We start from the raw sequence: 19,014 nt of genomic DNA, 5'->3' as shown, positions 1-19,014 counted from the left end.
TCACCGTCACCGGCGCCACCGTCGACCCGACCAAGGGCACCGTCACCGTCAATCCGGACGGCACCCTCACGTTCAACCCGGCTGCCAACGTCAATGGCCCGGTGACCGTCACCTACACCATCTCCGATGGTCACGGCGGCACCACCACCGGCACCGCCACCGTCAATGTCGCGCCCCAGCCCGACAACGCCGTACTCGGCTCCGGCACCGGCACCGTCAAGGAAGACACGCCCACGCAGGCCACCGCGACCGGCACCCTGAGCATCGTCGACCCCGACGCCGGCCAGGCCGCCTTCCAGCCCCAGACCAACACCGCCGGCACCTACGGCAGCTTCAGCGTCGCCGCCACCGGCGCCTGGACTTACGCCATCGACAACACCAAGCCCGTCGTCCAGGCCCTGAAGGAAGGCGAGACCAAGACCGAAACCTTCACCGTCCAGAGCATCGACGGCACGACCACCACGGTCACCATCACCGTCGTCGGCACCAACGACGGTCCGGTCGCCAACCCCGACACCGCCAGCACCAACGAAGACGTGCCGGTCACCTTCGCCGTCCTCGGCAATGACTCGGACCCTGACGGCGACACCCTCACCGTCACCGGCGCCACCGTCGACCCGACCAAGGGCACCGTCACCGTCAATCCCGACGGCACCCTCACCTTCACCCCGGCGGCCAACGTCAATGGCCCGGTGACCATCACCTACACCATCACCGACGGCCACGGCGGCACCACCACGACCACCGCCACGGTGAACATCGCCCCGATTGCCGATCCGGCGATCCTTGGCAGCGGTACGGGCACCGTCAAGGAAGACACGCCCGCGCAGACCACCGCCTCCGGCACCCTCAGCATCGTCGACCCCGACGCCGGCCAAGCCGCCTTCCAGCCCCAGACCAACACCGCCGGCACCTACGGCAGCTTCAGCGTCGCCGCCACCGGCGCCTGGACTTACGCCATCGACAACACCAAGCCCGTCGTCCAGGCCCTGAAGGAAGGTGAGTCCAAGACCGAAACCTTCACCGTCCAGAGCATCGACGGCACGACCACCACCGTCACCATCAACGTCGTCGGCACCAACGACGGCCCGGTCGCCAATCCTGACACCGCCGCAACCAACGAAGACACCCCGGTCACCTTCGCCGTCCTCGGTAACGACTCTGACCCGGATGGCGACACCGTCACCGTCACCGGCGCCACCGTCGACCCGACCAAGGGCACCGTCACCGTCAACCCGGACGGCACCCTCACCTTCACCCCGGCGACCAACGTCAGTGGCCAGGTGGTCATCAGCTACACCATCAGCGACGGCCACGGCGGCACCAGCACCTCCACTGCCACCATCGTCGTGGCGCCGGTCAATGACGCCCCGGTTGCAGTGGCCGACACCAACACCACCACCGAAGACACGCCGATCACCAGCACCGCGCCGGGCGTGCTCGCCAACGACACCGACCCGGACAGCCCGACGCTCACCGTCACCGGCGCCCTCGTCGGCACCACGGGCACCTTCAGCGCGGTCAGCGGCGCCGGCCTCACCCTGGCCGGCACCTACGGCACCCTGGTGATCCACACCGACGGCAGCTACACCTACACCCCGGGTGCTGCGGCTCAGGCCCTCAACACCGGCACCACGGTGCAGGACGTCTTCAGCTACCGGGCCAGCGACGGCGCGCTCACCAGCACCGCCACGCTCACCATCAACGTCACCGGCGCCAACGACGCAGCCCAGATCAACGGGCCGCTCGCCGGCTCCGTCAAGGAAGACACCGCTGGCCAGCTGGTCGCCAGCAACTCCCTGTTCGTGACCGACGTGGATAACCCGGCCGCCTTCAACCCGGCCACCGTCACCGGCACCTACGGCACCTTCAGCATCAACGCCGCGGGCGACTGGACCTACACCCTCAACAACAGCGCCGCCAATGTGCAGGCCCTGAAGGAAGGCGACACCCGCGTCGAAACCTTCACCGTCAGCACGGTGGATGGCACCACCCGCGCCATCACCATCGACGTGCTCGGCACCAACGAGCGTCCCACCGTCACCGCCGCCAGCGCCACCGGCAGCGAAGATCCGGCCGCGCCGATCGCCATCAGCCTTGGCGGCGCCGACGTGGATGGCACCGTCACCCAGCTGACCATCGCCGACCTGCCCGCCCACGGCACCCTGTACCGCGACGCGGCCATGACCCAGCCGATCGCAGCCGGCGCCACCCTCAGCGGCGCCACCGGCACCGTCTACTTCAAGCCCGACGCCAACTGGAACGGCAACACCAGCTTCCACTACACCGCCACCGACAACAACGGCGGCGTCTCCACCCAGGGCACGGCCAGCATCGGCGTCACCGCGGTGAACGACGCCCCGGTTGCCGCCAACGACGTGGGCAGCGTGCTTGAAGACGGCACCCTCACCGTGACCGCCGCCAACGGCCTCATCACCAGCACCGCCAACCCCGCCGGCACCGACACCGACGTGGATAGCGCCAGCCTCACCGTCACCCAGATCCGCACCGGCGCCGAAGCCGCCACGGGCACCGCCGGCACCATCGGCACCGCGCTGGCCGGCACCTACGGCACCCTCACGCTGCAGGGTGACGGCAGCTACGTCTATATCGCCAACAAGGCCGCGGCCCTGGCCGCCGGTGTCACCGCCACCGACGTCTTCACCTACCGCGTGAGCGACGGCAGCCTCAGCGACACCGCCGAACTGCGCATCACCGTCACCGGCACCAACGACACCCCGGTCACCGTCGGCACCCTGCCCAACGTCAGCGGCGTGGATGCAAGCGGCGTCAGCATCCCCACCGCCAGCGGCTTCAGCGATCCGGATAGCGGCGACGTGCTGCACTACACCGCCACCAACCTGCCGGCCGGCCTCACCATCGACCCGAACACCGGCAACATCACCGGCACCCTCGGCGCCGGCGCCTCCCAAGGTGGCCCGTACAGCATCGTCGTCACCGCCACCGACGGCAGCGGCGCGAGCGTCAGCCAGACCTTCCAGCTCACCGTCACCAACCCGGCCCCGACGGCCGTGGCCGACACCCTCGCCGTCTCCGAAAACCTCAGCGCCGGCGGCAACGTCGTCACCGGCGTCGGCATCGGCGGCGACCGGGCTGACAGCGACCCGGACGGCGACACCCTCACCGTCACCCGCATCGGCACCGGCACGGCAACCCCGGCCACCGCGGTCACCGCCGCCGGCACCAGCGTCGTCGGCGCCCACGGCACCCTGGTGATCCACACCGACGGCAGCTACACCTACACCGCCACCGACAACACCCTGCAGGCCGGCGAGCACGCCACCGACGTCTTCAGCTACACCGTCTCCGACGGCCAGGGCGGCACCGCCACTACCACGCTCACCGTCGACGTCACCGGCACCAACGACGCCCCGGTGATCGGCGGCACGGCCCTGGGCAACGTCACCGAAGACGGCACCCAGACCGCCAGCGGCACGCTGACCATCACCGACGCCGACGCAGGCCAGTCCGGCTTCGTCGCCAAGTCCATCGGCGGCACCTACGGCTCGCTCACCATCGACGCCAGCGGCAACTGGACTTACACCCTCAACAACGGCGCCGCCAACGTGCAGGGCCTCAAGCAAGGCCAGCAGGTGGTCGACCGCATCAACGTCACCACCCTCGACGGCACTACCCGCGAGATCGCCATCACCGTCACCGGCACCAACGACGCCCCGGTGGTCGGCACCGGCACCGCCACGGTCTCGGAAGAAGGCCTCACCAACGGCGCGTCCGACAACTTTGGCACCAGCGACACCACCAACCTCACCACCGCCGGCGGTGTCATCAGCGTCAGCGATGTGGACGGCAACACCCTCACCGCCACGCTCACCCCGCCGCCGGTCGACCTCACCTCCGGTGGCATGTCGATCAGTTGGACGGGCGCCGGCACCGGCACGCTCATCGGCTCCGCCGGCGGCGTCGAGATCATCCGCGCCACCATCGCCGCCGACGGCACCTACACCGTCAAGCTCTCCGGCCCGGTGGACCACCCCGACAAGACCACCGAAGACGTCCGCACCATCAACTTCGGCGTGAATGTCAGCGACGGCGTCACCACCACCACCAGCACCCTGACGGTCAACGTCGAAGACGATGCTCCCATCGCCTCCGCCGCCACCCAGGCCATCGCCGTGGCCCCGGCCGACACCAACCTGCTGATCATGCTCGACACCTCGGCGAGCATGACCCTCAAGGACGGCGTCGGCGGCACCACCCGCCTGTCCAGCGCCATCAGCGCCCTCAACACCCTGCTCGACAGCTACGACAGCTTCGGCGAAGTGCGCGTCCGCCTGGTGACCTTCAACAGCTCCGCCCGGGAAATCGGCTCCACCTGGTTCACCGTGGCCGAGGCCAAGGCCCAGCTCGCCAAGATCACCGCCACCGGCGGCACCAACTACGACTCCGCCATCGCCGCCGGCGAAGCCGCCTTCACCACCGCGGGCAAGCTCGCCTCCGGGCAGAACATCGCCTACTTCCTGTCCGACGGCCAGCCCAACCTGGGCACCGAAATCGGCACCACCGACGAAACCGGCTGGAAGAGCTACCTGCAGACCAACCAGATCACCAGCTTCGCGCTGGGCATGGGCGTCGCCGCGATCCAGTCCTACCTCGACCCGATCGCCTACAACGGCGTCACCAGGACCAACCTCGACGGCCAGGTGATCAGCGACTTCAACCAGCTCTCCAGCGCCCTGCAGGCCACCGTGCCCACGCCGGCTGCCGGCGAGATCCTCTCGGGCGGCCTGCTGGGCGGCACCAGCGCCTTCGGAGCCGATGGCGGCCACATCCAGTCGATCACCGTCGATGGCGTCACCTACACCTACAACGACTCCGCCTCCGGCAGCATCACCGTCACCGGCGGCACCAGCCACGGCACGTTTAACACCGCCACCCAGCAGCTTTCCGTCACCACCGCCGCCGGCGGCACCCTGGTGGTGAACATGAGCAGCGGCAGCTACACCTACACCCCGATCGCCACCGTCAGCGCCATCATCCACGACGGCTTCGGGTTCACGCTGATCGACAAGGACGGCGACACCGCCGCCTCGACGGTCGATTTCAACATCAGCCGCTCGGCCGAAAACGTGCTCACGGCCACCGCCACCACCTCGGCGATCGCGACCGGCAACCTCGGCCTCACCGGCGAGTTCTACGGCTACAACGACACCACCAGCAGCACCAACACCCGTGTCCATGCCGACGACACCCGCTACGGCAACCTCGACCACATCTCCGACATGGTCGGCATCATCGACGGGCGCAGTGGTCAGACCATCGTCGGCACCTACAACGCCGCCACCGCCGCCGGCGCGGACGCCACCTTCAGCGCCGACAAGCTGGACTACGGTTTCGGCTACACCACCGGCATCACCACCGCCGGCGCGGTCAATGGCAACCTGGGCAACAACCCGACGCAGCCTGGCAGCAACCTGGCGATCAACTCCGGCGCGCTGTACAACTTCCTGCGCGGCGGCACCACCGGCGCCGACACCACCGAGCTCAAGACCACCACCGGCATCGGCTACACCACCGACTCCGGCCTGCGCATGGTCGGCCTGGTCAACCTGGATGGCGGCAGCTACGACATCCGCGTGACCGCCGACGACGGCTTCCGCCTCAACATCGCCGGCAAGACGGTGGCCATGTTCGACGACATCCAGTCGCCCACCACCCGCGTGTACAGCGGCGTGTCCCTGGCCAGCGGCCTGCAGCCCATCGAGCTGCTGTACTGGGAACAGGGCGGCAACGCCCGTCTGCGCGTCGAGGTCAAGCTCTCCAGCGAAGCCGACACCGCCTACAAGACCCTGGGTACCGACGACTTCGCACTGTTCACCCCGACCAGCGCACCCACCCTGTCGGCACTCCAGGACATCATTGAGGATCCCAGCCAGAACGGCCGCTGGCTCGTTCGCACCGGCGCCCAGCTCGACGGCTCCACCGGCAACGACGACATCACCGGCACCGACGGCCGCGACATCCTCACCGGCGGCGCCGGCAACGACATCATCCGCGGTGGCGCCGGCGCCGATCTCATTGGCGGCGGCAGCGGCAACGACACCCTCACCGGTGGCCTCGGCTCCGACACCTTCAAGTGGAGCCTCGGCGATGCCGGCACCACCGCCAAACCGGCGGTCGATGCCATCACCGACTTCGACAAGGGCGTCACCGGCAGCGCCAGCAGTGGCGGCGACATCCTCGACCTGCGCGACCTGCTGCAGGGCGAGAGCCACACTGGCAACGCCACCGGCAACCTGGGCAACTACCTGCACTTCGAGAAATCCGGCGCGGACACCGTGGTGCACGTCAGCACCAACGGCGGCTACACCGGCGGCACCTTCGTCGCCGGCGCCACCGACCAGAAGATCGTCCTGCAGGGCGTGGATCTGACCAACAGCGGCGCCCTCAGCACCGACGCGCAGATCATTCAGGACCTGCTCACCAAGGGCAAACTGAGCGCCGACTGAGGCCGCCCCGGCGGCGGGGCGGCGTGAGGAGAAAGGAGTAAGGAGTGAGGAGGTCGGGGGCTGAAACGCGGTGCGCTGGCGATTAAAGGCGCAAGCGGATCGGCCAAGGCCTCCCTACTCCTAGCCTCCTCACCCACACCGCCTTCTACCGCCAAAGCGGGCATCACAAAAAACGGCAACAATGATCGACTCATTGTTGCCGTTTTTGCACATCTGAAGCCTGCGGGCCGCCGCCCGCGCTGCTCAAACCATCTCAGCCCTGGGCGGCCAGCCGGCGCGACGCCTCCGGCCCGGTCATGCCGCCAACCCCCAGCCACGCCGCCGTCGCCCATTCCTCGGACGAGTGCACCTGCTCGGCGTAAACCACCACGCCCAGCCCCCGCGCCACGTCCACGATGGCCTTCACCAGCCGCTGGTGGCCGACGTTTTCGTGCAGGCTGGCCACAAAGCTGCCGTCCAGCTTGAGGTAAGCCAGACGGATCGCGTACAGCCGCGGCAGCGCCGCCAGCTGACGCCCGAAGTGCTCGATGCCCAGCTGCGCGCCGTGACGCGCCAGCACCTCGGCCAGCGCCTCCAGCCCGGCCAGATTGGCATCCAGACCGCGCTCGCTCACCTCCAGCGCAATCCGCGACGCGGCCGGGCCGGCGGTGGCCAGCAGCACATCCAGCTGCTCGAGGAAGCCCGGCTCGATGAGTGAGCGGGGCGCCACGTTGATCGCCACCGGATCGTTTGATCTCACCAGCCGCTCGATGCCAAGGCGCACCGCCTCCAGGTCGCAGGCCGACGCCAGGCCCACCCGCACCGCCGCTGGCATGAACTGGCCGGCGGTCATCACGCTGCCGTCCGCCGTCGGCAGGCGCAGCATGAACTCCCGATGCACCAGGCTGCCATCGCCGGCCAGCACCGGATACTCCACCAGGGTGAACTCCCGCCGCGCCAGCGCGCCTTCGATCAACTCCCGCCAGGCGCCTTCGCCCGGGGCCGGCGACGGAATGTCCACGCCTTCGCCATTGACCACCAACGCGTCGATGGACTCGGCCCGCATCAGCGCCGAATCGACCCGCGCCAGCACGGTGCCGGCCGCTTCGCCGCGCCGGTAGCCCATCACCGCCGCGCGGGCCTTCAGGCCGCCCGCGTCGCCGGTCTGCAGGTCGAGGGCGGTGATCGCGCTCTGCACCCGCTCGAAAATCTTCCGCCCTTCATCCATGCCCTGCCCCGGCAGCAGCACGGCAAACTCCGCGCCACCCACCCGGGCCAGCGACACATCATCCTGCCCCTCCAGGCTCGCCTGCATCGTCTTGCCCACGGCCATCAGCCATTCGTCGGTGCGGGCCCGGCCCAGTTGCTGGTTGAGCGTGGCCAGATCGGCGATCCGCAGCATGCCCACGCAACCCACGGCCGGCGCATCAGAATCGGCCAGCACCCGGCGCAGCTCGCCGCTGAAGCACGCCCGGTTGAGCAGCCCGGTGCCCGGATCGCGGCTGCCCTCGTCGCGCAGCGCCTCGATCCGCGCCGCCTGCTCGGCAAACAGTGCCCGCACCCGCTCCGACATGTGGTTGAGCGCCGCCGCCACGCTGCGCAGTTCCACCACCTTGGGCTCGGCCAGCACCCGGAACTGCCCGGTGCCGATCGCCGCCGCCTGCTCGGCCATCTCGGCCAGCGGTTGCCGCACCCAGCGCAGCAGCGCCGACACGCCCATCGCCCAGAACAGGCCGATCGCCAGCATCAGGCTGCCCAGCTGAAGCACACCGTTCCACAGCGACCTGTAGGCATAACCCCGGGCCGCCTCCACCGATACCAGCCCGATCTGCCGCCAGCCGTCACTCACCTGGGCCTGACCCGGGCGCACGTCCATCGGCAGCACGGTGACCAGCCAGCCCGGCACATCCTCGGGTTGGTCCGGCTGGCTGCGCTCGATCTTCACTTTGCCGCTGCTGTCGATGAAGCGGATCGACCGGTAATGGCCACCGTCGAACAGCGCCGTGACCAGCAGCTCCATCGTCGCCGCGTCCTTCGTCTGCTGGGACATGGACAGCGCCAGCGACACCGCACCATCGCTCGACTGGGCCCGCAGCTGTTGCTCGAAGTAGCCGCGGGCCGTCATCAGGCTGACGGCGAACGCGCCCACCAGCACCAGCCCCATCGCCACCACCACACTCACCCACAATCGCTTCAACAGTGACATGACCTTAATCCCTCAAACCTTCTGCATTCATCCGCAGCAACATCTCGCGCCAGCGGGAGACGCGATCCACCGGCTGTGACGCCTGGGTCGCCCCACCCACGAAGATGCCCTGCATGTTGAAACTGAAAACCGGCGCCAGATCGGGCCGCGCCGACGCCGGCCGGATGCCGGTGACCAGGTTGTCGAGCACCAGCGGCACCGCGTCGGGCGTGGCGTAGTAGCTCAGCACCATGTGCGCCTGGGTCACGCTGCTGCCGGCGCCACCGATCCGCGCCCGCACGTAAGTCATCCTGAGACGATCTTCCGCCACCCCGAGCTCGCGCAGGGTGAAATACTTGGCGAAGACATAGTCCTCGCAGTCGCCGGAGCCCCGGGCGAGCACCTCCAGCGGCGTCGCCCAGTAATCGGTCTGGCCCCACACCTGGCTGTCCTCGGCAAAGCGGACGCGCCGGTTGAAGAACTCATTGACCCGCTGGAGCTGCACCTCCTCGGGCAAATCCCGCCAGCTAACCACCGCGCTACGCCAGCCATCCACCGCCTCGGCGGCGGCGGCGCCAAAGCGCAGCTGCGCCACCTGGCGCATCCGGTCCATGTCGAAGCCGCCCCGTGCCCCGCCGGCGATCAACAGGATCACCGCGCCGCTGGCCGCCGCGAGACGGCGGCACACCATCGCCGGACGGCCTGGGCGCAAGACGGGAAGGAAGCGCATCGAAGGGAAGCGGTAAGGCTGTCGCTGGTGTAGGGGAATGTGTCATGCCGGATGCCACCTTGCGGCATGCCGGCAGTCCAGGTGTACGGCCTCGCCCTGGAAAAGTTAAATTTCGCCCCCAGGCACTATAAATTGTGAAAAATGTTTTCCGTTAGGTGATATTCAAGGGCCAAAAGACCAAAACTCCAAATACTGCGCACCTTCGACAGTTTGTGGCCCGTAGAATCCAATCGCGATAGCCCATTCAAATCAACGGCCCCGAACGATCTGCCGGATTCTTTCGCACCAGCACGGCACATTTCGAAACTACGAGACGACAATGTTCAAAGCAACAAAGCTCTCCGTCTGCCTGACACTCTCCCTGCTCTCCATGGCACCTGTCCACGCGGCGCCGGGCACGATGCGCGACGCGATTGAAAAAGCGATCCTGCGCAATCCGGAAGTGCTGGCCCGCCTGCACAACTACCAGGCCGCCGATGCCGAACGTGACGTGGTGCGCGGCGGCTACTTCCCCCGTGTCGACCTGCAGGGTTACACCGGCCGCGAGCGCCGCGAGACGCCCACCACCGGCCCCGACACCTACTCCCGCCCTGGCTACCAGCTGCAACTGCGCCAGCTGGTGTTCGACGGCTTCGCCACGCGAAACGACGTCAAGCGCCTGGGCTTTGCCCGCGCAACCCGCTATTTCGAGCTCCTCGGCACCACCGACGACACCGCCTTCGAAGCCGCCCGCGCCTACCTCGACGTGCTGCGCTACCGCGAGCTCGCCGGCCTCGCCCAGGAAAACTGGGCCATCCACAAGGAAACCGTAGATCAGATCGAGCGTCGCGTGAAGGCCGGCGTCGGCCGCCGGGTCGACCTCGAACAGGCCTTCGGCCGTCTGGCCCTCGCCCAGTCCAACTGGCTCACCGAAAGCTCCAACCTCCACGACGTCTCCCAGCGCTTCCAGCGCATCGTCGGCGAGGCCCCGGCCGACGCCCTCGACAAGCCGCCAGTCTTCACCGACAAGCTGCCCACCGAGAAGGACGTGCTGCGCCAGGCCATCACCGACAACCCCGGCTTCAAGGCCGCGGTCGCCAACATCCGCGCCTCCCGCGCCAACATCGACGTACAGCGCGCCAACTACTCGCCGACCGTCGAAGTGCGCGCCAGCACCGGCATGGACAAGAACCTCCTGGGTGTGACCGGTGAAACCAACACCAACGCCCTGCAGGTCCTGATGAACTGGAACCTCTTCAAGGGCGGCGCCGACGAAGCCCGCATCCGCCAGTCCCACGAGCAGCTCTACAACGCCACCGACCTGCGCGACAAGGCCTGCCGCGACATCCGCCAGCAGACCGCCATCGCCTGGAACGACGTCAAGAAGCTCAAGGAACAGCTGATCTACCTCGAGCAGCACCAGCTCTCCACCGAGAAGGCCCGCGATGCCTACCGTCAGCAGTTCGACATCGGCCAGCGCAGCCTGCTCGACGTGCTCAACACCGAGAACGAACTGTTCGAGGCCAAGCGCGCCAGCACCCGCGCCCGCTTCGACCTGACCCAGGCCGAACTGCGCGTCCTCACCCAGACCCACACCATCCTCCCGAGCGTGAAGCTGGCGCCCGTCGCCCGCACCGGCCCGGAAGAAGCCGGCGTCACCGAGCCCGGCGAAGACGAGACGCTGCTGTGCAGCACCACCCTGCCGGTGGTCGCGCCCCTCGACACCGCGGGCGCCATGCAGGGCCGCACGCCGCCCGCAGCTACTCCGCTGCCCGTGGCCGAGGCGGTAGCCGCCAGCGTGGCGAGCACCAGCGCCCCGGCCGCACCGAGCGCAGCGCAGGCGATCGAGCCGCTGGTCAAGTCATGGGCCGCCGCCTGGTCGGCCAAGGATGTCGCACGCTACAAGTCGTTTTACTCCAGCGCCTTCAAGCCCGACCAGGGCACCCGCGAGGCCTGGATGGCGACCCGTGAAAAGCGCGTCACCAAGCCCGGCGAGATCGCCGTCGAGATCGACAAGCTGAACGTCCGCAGCGTCTCGGCCAGCACCGCCGAAGCCAGCTTCGTCCAGCAGTACCGCTCGAAGGGCTTCAACGACGCGATGAACAAGACCCTCCAGTACCAGCTGGAAAACGGTCAGTGGAAGATCATCCGCGAGTCCAACCGCTGATCGCCCCACCCGCCCCGCCACCCGCGGGGCACAAAGACAAAGGGAGCCACACGGGCTCCCTTTGTCTTTGGTGACACCCCTTGCGGGCATCACGGATGCGGCCTTACAGGTGCGGCTGGATGATCCGGCGATAGAACTCGTGGAAGTGCTGCATCCCGTCCTCGTAGGGCGACTGGTAGGGCCCGACCTCAGAACGGCCTTCCTTCATCAGGGCCAGACGGCCACGATCCATCCGCTCGCCGATGTCGTCGTCCTCGATGGCGGTCTCCATGTAGGCGGCCTGCTCGGCCTCGACGAAATCGCGTTCGAACTCGAGGATCTCTTCCGGGTAGTAGAACTCGACGACGTTGGTCGTCTTGTTTACGTCGGTCGGAATCAGGGTGCTCACCACCAGCACGTTGGGGTACCACTCAACCATGATGTTGGGGAAATAGGTCAACCATATTGCCCCATGTTTCGGCATTTCCCCGCCGTTGTAGTTGAGCACGGCCTCGTGCCAGCGCTTGTAGGCCGGCGAACCGGGCTTCTTGAGCGACGTGATACCCACCCGCTGCACCGAATACCACTCGCCGAACTGCCAGGTTAGATCGTCACAGGTGACGAACTGCCCCAGCCCGGGGTGATACGGCACCACGTGGTAGTCCTCGAGGTACACCTCGATGAAGGTCTTCCAGTTGTAGTTGCACTCGTGGATCTCGACCCGATCGAGCTTGTAGCCGTCGAACTTTAGTTCGCCCGCCACCTGCATTCCGGACAGATCGGCGTTCGCCGAGCGCGGCCCCTTGAAGAGCAGACCCTGCCAGTTCTCCAGCTTGTCGCGCTGAAGGTTGAGGCACGGTTTTTCCGGGAAATGCGGCGCACCGATCAGCAGACCGTCGGGGTTGTACGTCCAGCGGTGGATCGGACAGACGATGTTCCGCTCGGCCGTGCCGGTGCCCTGCAGCATGATCGCCTGACGGTGACGGCAGATGTTGGACATCTGGTAGAAACCGTCGTCGCGATTGACCAGCAGCTTGGCGTGGTCGCGCCACTCCAGCGAGCGGTACTGGTTGACTTCCGGCACCATCAGCTCGTGGCCGACGTAGCCCGGACCGGCATCGAAGAGGAGACGCTTCTCCAGCTCGAAGATTTTTTCGTCGAAGTACCACGATACCGGCAACTGGGAAACAGCCGGCGATAGATGTGCCTGAGAAGCGATATCAGACATCCCGAACCCCCTTGTCGAAAGCGAAAGCCCGAAACGTAAGGCTCGCCATTATATAGTATTACGCGTTTGACCTGAAGCCCGGCGATAGGCTATTTTTACGGTTTGCCTCCAGTCAGTTCCGGCAGCATGGTCAAATCATCCGCAAGCAAGCCCGCCAGTTTCGAATCGGCCGTCGCCGAGCTCGAAACCATCGTCCAGGACATGGAAAACGGGCAACTCCCCCTGGATCAGGCCCTCGCCGCCTACCAGCGCGGCACCGTGCTGCTGCGCCAGTGCCAGGCCCAGCTGACCAAGGCCGAGCAGACCATCCGGGTGCTCGAAACCGAGAATACGCCGGAAGACACCCAGCCATGAGCGCCACCTTCAGCCAATGGATGGGCGACATCCAGCAGCGCACCGAATCCGCCCTTGATCGCGCCCTCCCCGGCGCCGACATCGCCCCGACCCGCCTCCACGACGCCATGCGCTACGCCGTCCTCGGCGGCGGCAAGCGGGTCCGTCCGCTGCTGGTGCACGCCGGCGGCCAGCTCACCGGCGCCGCGCCCGAGCGCCTCGACCGCGTCGCCTGTGCGATCGAGATGATCCACGCCTACTCCCTCGTCCACGACGACATGCCGTGCATGGACGACGACGTGCTGCGCCGCGGCAAGCCCACGGTTCATGTCGAATACGACGAAGCCACCGCGCTCCTCGTGGGCGACGCCCTGCAGACCCAGGCCTTCCTGCATCTAACCGACGGCGCCGTGTGCGACGATCCGCAGCGCCAGATCGCCATGATCCGCCAACTCGCCCAGGCCAGCGGCTCCCGCGGCATGTGCGGCGGCCAGGCCATTGATCTCGGCTCGGTCGGCCAGCAGCTCACGCTGCCCGAACTCGAGTTCATGCACATCCACAAGACGGGCGCCCTGATCCGGGCCTCGATCAACCTTGGCGTACAATGCGGCCGCAGCCTCGACGAAGCGCAGATGGCCTCCCTCGACCGCGTGGGCAAGGTGATCGGCCTGCTGTTCCAGGTGGTGGACGACATCCTCGACGCCGAGGCCGACACCGCCACGCTGGGCAAAACTGCCGGCAAGGACGCCGCCAACGACAAGCCGACCTACGTGAGCCTGCTGGGCGTCACCCGCGCCCGCGAACTCGCCGAAGAGATGTGCCAGGAGGCCCTGGATCGCCTCGCGCCTTTCGGCGACAGCAGCCAGCGCCTGGCCGGACTGACGCGCTTCATCATCCGCCGCCAGTTCTGAGCCGCCGCCAACCGAATTTCGCCCATTAACGACCCGGTAACCCGGAATGCCTCACGCAACGCAGCCCGCCTCTCCCCGCGCCAGCCTGCTGGACCGGATCGCCTCACCCGCGGATCTTCGCAAGCTCGAAGCCAGCGAACTCCCCGTTCTGGCCGACGAACTGCGCAACTTCCTGATCGATTCCGTCTCCCGTACCGGCGGCCACCTGTCGTCCAACCTCGGCACCGTCGAGCTCACCATCGCCCTGCACTACGTCTTCAACACGCCCGAAGACCGCATCGTGTGGGACGTGGGCCATCAGACCTACGCCCACAAGGTGCTCACCGGCCGCCGTGAGGCCATGGCGGGCCTGCGCCAGTACCAGGGCATCTCCGGCTTCCCGCGGCGCTGCGAGAGCGATTACGACACCTTCGGCACCGCCCACTCGTCCACCTCGATCTCGGCCGCCCTCGGCATGGCCGAAGCGGCCCGCCTGCGCGGCGAGGACCGCCGCGCCATCGCGGTGATCGGCGACGGCGCCATGTCGGCCGGCATGGCCTTCGAGGCCCTCAACAACGCCGGCGACATCCACGACACCAACCTGCTGGTCATCCTCAACGACAACGAGATGTCCATCTCGCCGCCGGTGGGCGCCCTCAACAAGCACCTGTCGCGCCTGCTCTCCGGCCGCATCTACAACGGCGCCCGCAAGATCGGCAAGCGCTTCCTCGAAAACCTGCCGCCGCCGGTCTTCGAGCTGGCCCGCCGCACCGAGGAGCACGTCAAGGGCATGGTCATGCCCGGCACGATGTTCGAGGAGTTCGGCTTCAACTACATCGGCCCCATCGACGGCCACGACCTCGAATCCCTGCTCCCCACCCTGCAGAACCTGCGCACCCTCAAGGGCCCGCAATTCCTGCACGTGATCACCCGCAAGGGCCAGGGCTACAAGCTCGCCGAAGCCGACCCGATCCTCTACCACGGCGTCTCCAAGTTCGACCATACCGCGGGCATCGCCACCGGCAAGGATTCCAAGGGCGGCGGCAAGCTCACCTACACCCAGATCTTCGGCGACTGGCTGTGCGACATGGCCGCCATCGACAAGCGCCTGGTGGCCATCACCCCGGCCATGCGCGAAGGCTCCGGCATGGTCCGCTTCGCCCACGAATACCCCGACCGCTACTACGACGTGGGGATCGCCGAGCAGCACGCCCTCACCTTCGGCGCAGGCCTCGCCTGCGAAGGCTTCAAGCCGGTGGTGGCGATCTACTCCACCTTCCTGCAGCGCGCCTACGACCAGTTCATCCACGACGTGGCCCTGCAGAACCTGCCGGTGATGATGGCCATCGACCGCGCCGGCCTCGTCGGCGCCGACGGCGCCACCCACCACGGCGCGTTCGATCTCTCGTACCTGGCCTGCATCCCCAATCTCACCATCTTCTGCCCGGCCGACGAGAACGAATGCCGGCAGATGCTCTACACCGCCTACATGCACGACGGCCCGACCGCCGTGCGTTATCCGCGCGGCAGCGGCCTAGGCGTCACGCCGATGGCCGACATGAGCCTGATGCCCATCGGCAAGGGCGAGATCCGCCGCCAGGGCAAACGCACCGCCCTCCTGGCCTTCGGCAGCATGCTCGGCAACGCCCTCAAGGCCGCCGACCAGATCGACGCCACCGTCGCCAACATGCGCTTCGTGAAGCCCATCGACCGCGAGCTCATCCTCCAGCTTGCCGCCGGGCACGAACTGCTGGTCACCCTCGAAGAAAACGCCACCATCGGCGGCGCTGGCTCCGAGGTGACCCGTGTCCTCCACGAAGCCGGCGTTCAAGTCCGCGTGCTGCAGATCGGCCTGCCCGACCGCTTCATCGACCACGGCGACCACGCCCAGCTCTTCACCGAGATCGGCCTGGATGTGCCGGGCATCCTCAAACGCATCGAAGAAGCCTATCAGCCGAATAGTTGAGTGCTTTTGTCGGGAATGATAGGATCAAATCGTTGGGAACACAGATTCCCGCGAGACCATAGAGAACAGCCATGACGACCCAGACCCCAACCGCCATCCCGGACGTCCAGAACTCCGCGGATTCCCGCCAGCTCGCCATCAACAAGGTGGGCATCAAATCCATCCGTCACCCGATAAAGGTGATGGACAAGAACGGCGGCGTGCAGCACACCATCGCGATGTTCAACATGTACGTCGGCCTGCCCCACAACTTCAAGGGCACCCACATGTCCCGCTTCGTGGAGATCCTCAACAGCCACGAACGGGAGATTTCGGTCGAATCCTTCGAGCCCATGCTGCGCGAGATGGTCCACAAGCTCGAGGCCGAGACCGGCCACGTGGAGATGACCTTCCCTTACTTCATCAACAAGGCCGCCCCGGTTTCCGGCGTGCAGAGTCTGATGGACTACGAAGTCACCTTCATCGGCGAGATCCGCGAAGGCGGCGTCTATGAGTTCACGATGAAGATCGTCGTGCCGGTGACCAGCCTGTGCCCCTGCTCGAAGAAGATCTCCGAGTACGGCGCCCACAACCAGCGCTCCCACGTCACCGTCACCACCACCACCAACGATCACCTGTGGATCGAGGAACTCGTCCAGCTGGTCGAAGGCCAGGCCTCCTGCGAGCTCTACGGCCTGCTCAAGCGCCCCGACGAGAAGTACGTCACCGAGCGCGCCTACGACAACCCCAAGTTCGTCGAGGACATGGTGCGCGACGTGGCCGGCTGCCTCAACCGCGAGCCCCGCATCGATGCTTACGTGGTCGAATCCGAGAATTTCGAATCCATCCACAATCACTCCGCCTACGCGCTCATCGAGCACGACAAGCGCGCGCAGTAATCGCCCCCTCCTCTGCCGGCAACGGCGGAGCAGGACGAAAAAAAAACGGCACCCGAAGGTGCCGTTTTTTTGTACCGCTGAAGATCAGGCAGAAGCCTTGGCAGCAGCAGCCTTCGCAGCGAAGGACTTGTGATCGAGCTTTTCCTTGATCCGCGCGGACTTGCCGGAGCGGTTGCGGAGGTAGTACAGCTTGGCACGACGCACGTCACCACGACGCTTCACTTCGATGCTGGCAACCAGCGGGGAGTAGGTCTGGAACGTACGCTCCACGCCTTCACCGGAAGAGATCTTGCGTACGATGAAAGCGGAATTGAGGCCGCGGTTACGCTTGGCGATGACGACGCCTTCGTAAGCCTGCAGACGCTCACGGTTACCTTCCTTGACCTTCACCTGAACGATCACGGTGTCGCCGGGGGCGAAATCGGGAACGGTCTTGCTCTGGGTCAGGCGGGTGATTTCTTCTTGTTCCAGTTGCTGAATGAGGTTCATGCGTAACTCCAATCAATGATGAGGCCTTTGGCCCTTCGTGCAGAGCAGGTCGCCACCTGGTACACGCCTTTTTTATGAAACCGGAAGACTAATCCGCCGGTTTCGCTTCTGCCCGCCGGAAAGCTTCCAGCAGACGGAATTCTTCCTTGCTCAACGCACGCCCTTCCAGCAGATCCGGCCGCCGCTGTTCGGTGCGGCCGAGGGACTGCTGGAGCCGCCAGCGGCGGATCTCGGCGTGATTACCGGACAGCAGCACGTCCGGCACCGCCATGTCCTCGTAGAGCACCGGGCGGGTGTAGTGCGGGCAATCCAGCAGACCATCGACGAAGGAATCCTCCACCGCCGAATCCTCGTCGTTCAATGCGCCCGGCAATTGCCGGATCATCGAGTCGAGCAATACCATTGCCGGCAACTCCCCACCCGAAAGCACGAAGTCACCCAGCGAAATTTCTTCGTCGACGCAGCGTTCGATCAAACGCTGATCAACACCTTCATAGCGGCCGCACAACAGCACCACGGCCGGCTCGGCCACAAGCTCGAGCACACGCGCGTGATCCAGACGGCGCCCTTGGGGCGACAGGTAGATCACCCGACCTGCACTGCCGACCGAAGCCTGCTGACGCGCCTTGGCGGCGACGATCGCCTTCTCGAGCGGACCGGGCAGCATCACCATTCCGGGGCCACCGCCATAAGGGCGATCATCCACAGTACGGTAACGGTCTTCGGCAAAATCCCGGGGATTCCAGCAGTTGAGCTCGTAGAGCCCACGCTCCCGGGCACGCCCGGTGATCCCGAATCCGGACAGCGCCGAAAACATTTCAGGAAACAGCGTGATGACGTCAAAGGCCCTGCGACCAGAAGCCGGCATCACCAATCCGCTTCCCACTCCACCGAAATCACGCCAGCAGCAACATCCACCTTGCCGACATAGCTCGCGACGAAGGGAATCAGGCGCTCGGTATCGCCATCCTGAATCTGCAGCACATCGTGCGCGCCCGTGGACAGCAAGCCAGTCACCTTGCCAAGAACGACGCCAGCGGCGTTGCGCACTTCCAGGCCGATCAGATCGCCCCAGTAGAATTCGTCCTCGTCGGGCTTTGGCATCGCCTCCCGCGGGGCTGCGATGTAGTAACCCGCGACGGCTTCCGAAGCGTTGCGGTCGGGCACTTCGGCAAAGGCGGCCACAAGATCGCCCTTGCCATGCTCCTTACAGCCCGTCAACGTGTACGGCACCCAGTCCGAACCATCAGGATCGGTACTGAGCCACCACTGGGGCATCTTCTTCCATGAAAGCGGATCATCCCCGAAAGGATGAACCCGCACCCAACCCTTGACACCGAAGGGAGCGACAATTCGCCCCAATACAATCATTGATCGACGCTCATAAGGCTGGGTTTGATACCGACGCTCAGGCAGCAGCCTTGGCGGACTGCTTGACGAGACGGGCGACGGTGTCGGAAAGCTGAGCACCGTTGCCTTGCCAGTAGGCCAGACGCTCGGTGTTCACGACGAGGCCCTTTTCAGCGCCCGAGGCAACCGGGTTGTAGAAACCAACGCGCTCGATGAAACGGCCATCGCGGCGATTGCGGGAATCAGCGGCGACGATGTTGTAGAAAGGACGCTTCTTGGAACCGCTGCGGGCAAGACGAATGACAACCATGACTATCCCTGATCCGATGGAAATTGGAAAAACGTTGGATATTAAGGCACCTAGCGAAAAACC

The 19,014-nt window shown here is 66.2% G+C and carries 13 protein-coding genes; 6 read left to right on the top strand and 7 right to left on the bottom strand.

What is annotated here, in order from left to right:
- Positions 1 to 6,488, top strand: a 6,488-nt coding sequence (locus Q0672_RS13810) for a VCBS domain-containing protein (protein ID WP_298623031.1), incomplete at its 5' end; no start/stop codon positions are given.
- Between the two features lie 253 nt (positions 6,489 to 6,741).
- Here Q0672_RS13810 and Q0672_RS13805 read toward each other — a convergent pair.
- Together Q0672_RS13805 and Q0672_RS13800 are read right to left on the bottom strand one after the other, a co-directional pair.
- Positions 6,742 to 8,673 (bottom strand): LapD/MoxY N-terminal periplasmic domain-containing protein, encoded by a 1,932-nt coding sequence (locus Q0672_RS13805; RefSeq protein WP_298623029.1) that lies wholly within the window; start codon positions 8,671 to 8,673, stop codon positions 6,742 to 6,744.
- A gap of 4 nt (positions 8,674 to 8,677) precedes the next feature.
- A complete protein-coding gene (locus Q0672_RS13800) occupies positions 8,678 to 9,343 on the bottom strand; it encodes a transglutaminase-like cysteine peptidase (RefSeq protein WP_153161801.1) in 666 nt (221 codons plus the stop codon).
- A 358-nt stretch (positions 9,344 to 9,701) separates the two neighbouring features.
- Between Q0672_RS13800 and Q0672_RS13795 the strand changes: the two genes are divergently transcribed.
- Positions 9,702 to 11,528 carry a TolC family outer membrane protein gene (locus Q0672_RS13795; RefSeq protein WP_153161665.1) on the top strand — a complete coding sequence of 609 codons (1,827 nt, stop codon included), beginning with the start codon at positions 9,702 to 9,704 and terminating at the stop codon, positions 11,526 to 11,528.
- A 103-nt stretch (positions 11,529 to 11,631) separates the two neighbouring features.
- On the opposite strand, the gene Q0672_RS13790 is transcribed toward Q0672_RS13795, so the two are convergent.
- Positions 11,632 to 12,735: an aromatic ring-hydroxylating dioxygenase subunit alpha gene (locus tag Q0672_RS13790; RefSeq protein ID WP_153161666.1), complete on the bottom strand. Its 1,104-nt coding sequence runs from the start codon at positions 12,733 to 12,735 to the stop codon at positions 11,632 to 11,634.
- A 126-nt stretch (positions 12,736 to 12,861) separates the two neighbouring features.
- On the opposite strand from Q0672_RS13790, the gene Q0672_RS13785 reads away from it, so the two are divergent.
- The 4 genes from Q0672_RS13785 to folE2 all read left to right on the top strand — a co-directional run bounded on the left by Q0672_RS13785 (position 12,862) and on the right by folE2 (position 16,802).
- Entirely contained in the window at positions 12,862 to 13,089 is a 228-nt protein-coding gene (locus tag Q0672_RS13785; protein WP_153161667.1) for an exodeoxyribonuclease VII small subunit, read from the top strand.
- Entirely contained in the window at positions 13,086 to 13,979 is an 894-nt protein-coding gene (locus tag Q0672_RS13780) for a polyprenyl synthetase family protein (protein ID WP_298623028.1), read from the top strand. Before Q0672_RS13785 ends, Q0672_RS13780 begins: the two co-directional genes overlap by 4 nt.
- A 46-nt stretch (positions 13,980 to 14,025) precedes the next feature.
- Positions 14,026 to 15,924 carry a 1-deoxy-D-xylulose-5-phosphate synthase gene (dxs, locus tag Q0672_RS13775; protein WP_298623027.1) on the top strand — a complete coding sequence of 633 codons (1,899 nt, stop codon included), beginning with the start codon at positions 14,026 to 14,028 and terminating at the stop codon, positions 15,922 to 15,924.
- A gap of 71 nt (positions 15,925 to 15,995) precedes the next feature.
- Positions 15,996 to 16,802, top strand: coding sequence for a GTP cyclohydrolase FolE2 (gene folE2, locus Q0672_RS13770; RefSeq protein ID WP_284186299.1), 807 nt, complete (start codon positions 15,996 to 15,998; stop codon positions 16,800 to 16,802).
- Between the two features lie 84 nt (positions 16,803 to 16,886).
- On the opposite strand, the gene rplS is transcribed toward folE2, so the two are convergent.
- The 4 genes from rplS to rpsP all read right to left on the bottom strand — a co-directional run bounded on the left by rplS (position 16,887) and on the right by rpsP (position 18,951).
- On the bottom strand, positions 16,887 to 17,291 hold the full coding sequence (rplS, locus tag Q0672_RS13765) for a 50S ribosomal protein L19 (RefSeq protein WP_298623026.1): 405 nt from the start codon (positions 17,289 to 17,291) through the stop codon (positions 16,887 to 16,889).
- A gap of 88 nt (positions 17,292 to 17,379) precedes the next feature.
- Positions 17,380 to 18,159: a tRNA (guanosine(37)-N1)-methyltransferase TrmD gene (trmD, locus tag Q0672_RS13760; RefSeq protein ID WP_153161672.1), complete on the bottom strand. Its 780-nt coding sequence runs from the start codon at positions 18,157 to 18,159 to the stop codon at positions 17,380 to 17,382.
- Positions 18,159 to 18,662 carry a ribosome maturation factor RimM gene (rimM, locus tag Q0672_RS13755; protein WP_298623024.1) on the bottom strand — a complete coding sequence of 168 codons (504 nt, stop codon included), beginning with the start codon at positions 18,660 to 18,662 and terminating at the stop codon, positions 18,159 to 18,161. The genes trmD and rimM overlap by 1 nt, the downstream gene beginning before the upstream one ends.
- Before the next feature lie 37 nt (positions 18,663 to 18,699).
- Positions 18,700 to 18,951: a 30S ribosomal protein S16 gene (gene rpsP, locus Q0672_RS13750; protein WP_153161674.1), complete on the bottom strand. Its 252-nt coding sequence runs from the start codon at positions 18,949 to 18,951 to the stop codon at positions 18,700 to 18,702.
- Positions 18,952 to 19,014 lie beyond the last annotated feature (63 nt).

This window comes from uncultured Zoogloea sp. (assembly GCF_937894855.1).
Lineage (GTDB): Bacteria > Pseudomonadota > Gammaproteobacteria > Burkholderiales > Rhodocyclaceae > Zoogloea > Zoogloea oryzae.
Note: the sequence above shows the minus strand (reverse complement) of the source record. Positions and strands in the feature narration are given on the sequence as shown.

Coding starts and splice junctions, on each gene's coding strand:
- Q0672_RS13785 (WP_153161667.1), top strand. CDS start 12,862: ATGGTCAAATCATCCGCAAGCAAGCCCGCCAGTTTCGAATCGGCCGTC.
- rimM (WP_298623024.1), bottom strand. CDS start 18,662: ATGATTGTATTGGGGCGAATTGTCGCTCCCTTCGGTGTCAAGGGTTGG.
- dxs (WP_298623027.1), top strand. CDS start 14,026: ATGCCTCACGCAACGCAGCCCGCCTCTCCCCGCGCCAGCCTGCTGGAC.
- Q0672_RS13790 (WP_153161666.1), bottom strand. CDS start 12,735: ATGTCTGATATCGCTTCTCAGGCACATCTATCGCCGGCTGTTTCCCAG.
- Q0672_RS13800 (WP_153161801.1), bottom strand. CDS start 9,343: ATGGTGTGCCGCCGTCTCGCGGCGGCCAGCGGCGCGGTGATCCTGTTG.
- rplS (WP_298623026.1), bottom strand. CDS start 17,291: ATGAACCTCATTCAGCAACTGGAACAAGAAGAAATCACCCGCCTGACC.
- rpsP (WP_153161674.1), bottom strand. CDS start 18,951: ATGGTTGTCATTCGTCTTGCCCGCAGCGGTTCCAAGAAGCGTCCTTTC.
- folE2 (WP_284186299.1), top strand. CDS start 15,996: ATGACGACCCAGACCCCAACCGCCATCCCGGACGTCCAGAACTCCGCG.
- trmD (WP_153161672.1), bottom strand. CDS start 18,159: ATGCCGGCTTCTGGTCGCAGGGCCTTTGACGTCATCACGCTGTTTCCT.
- Q0672_RS13795 (WP_153161665.1), top strand. CDS start 9,702: ATGTTCAAAGCAACAAAGCTCTCCGTCTGCCTGACACTCTCCCTGCTC.
- Q0672_RS13805 (WP_298623029.1), bottom strand. CDS start 8,673: ATGTCACTGTTGAAGCGATTGTGGGTGAGTGTGGTGGTGGCGATGGGG.
- Q0672_RS13780 (WP_298623028.1), top strand. CDS start 13,086: ATGAGCGCCACCTTCAGCCAATGGATGGGCGACATCCAGCAGCGCACC.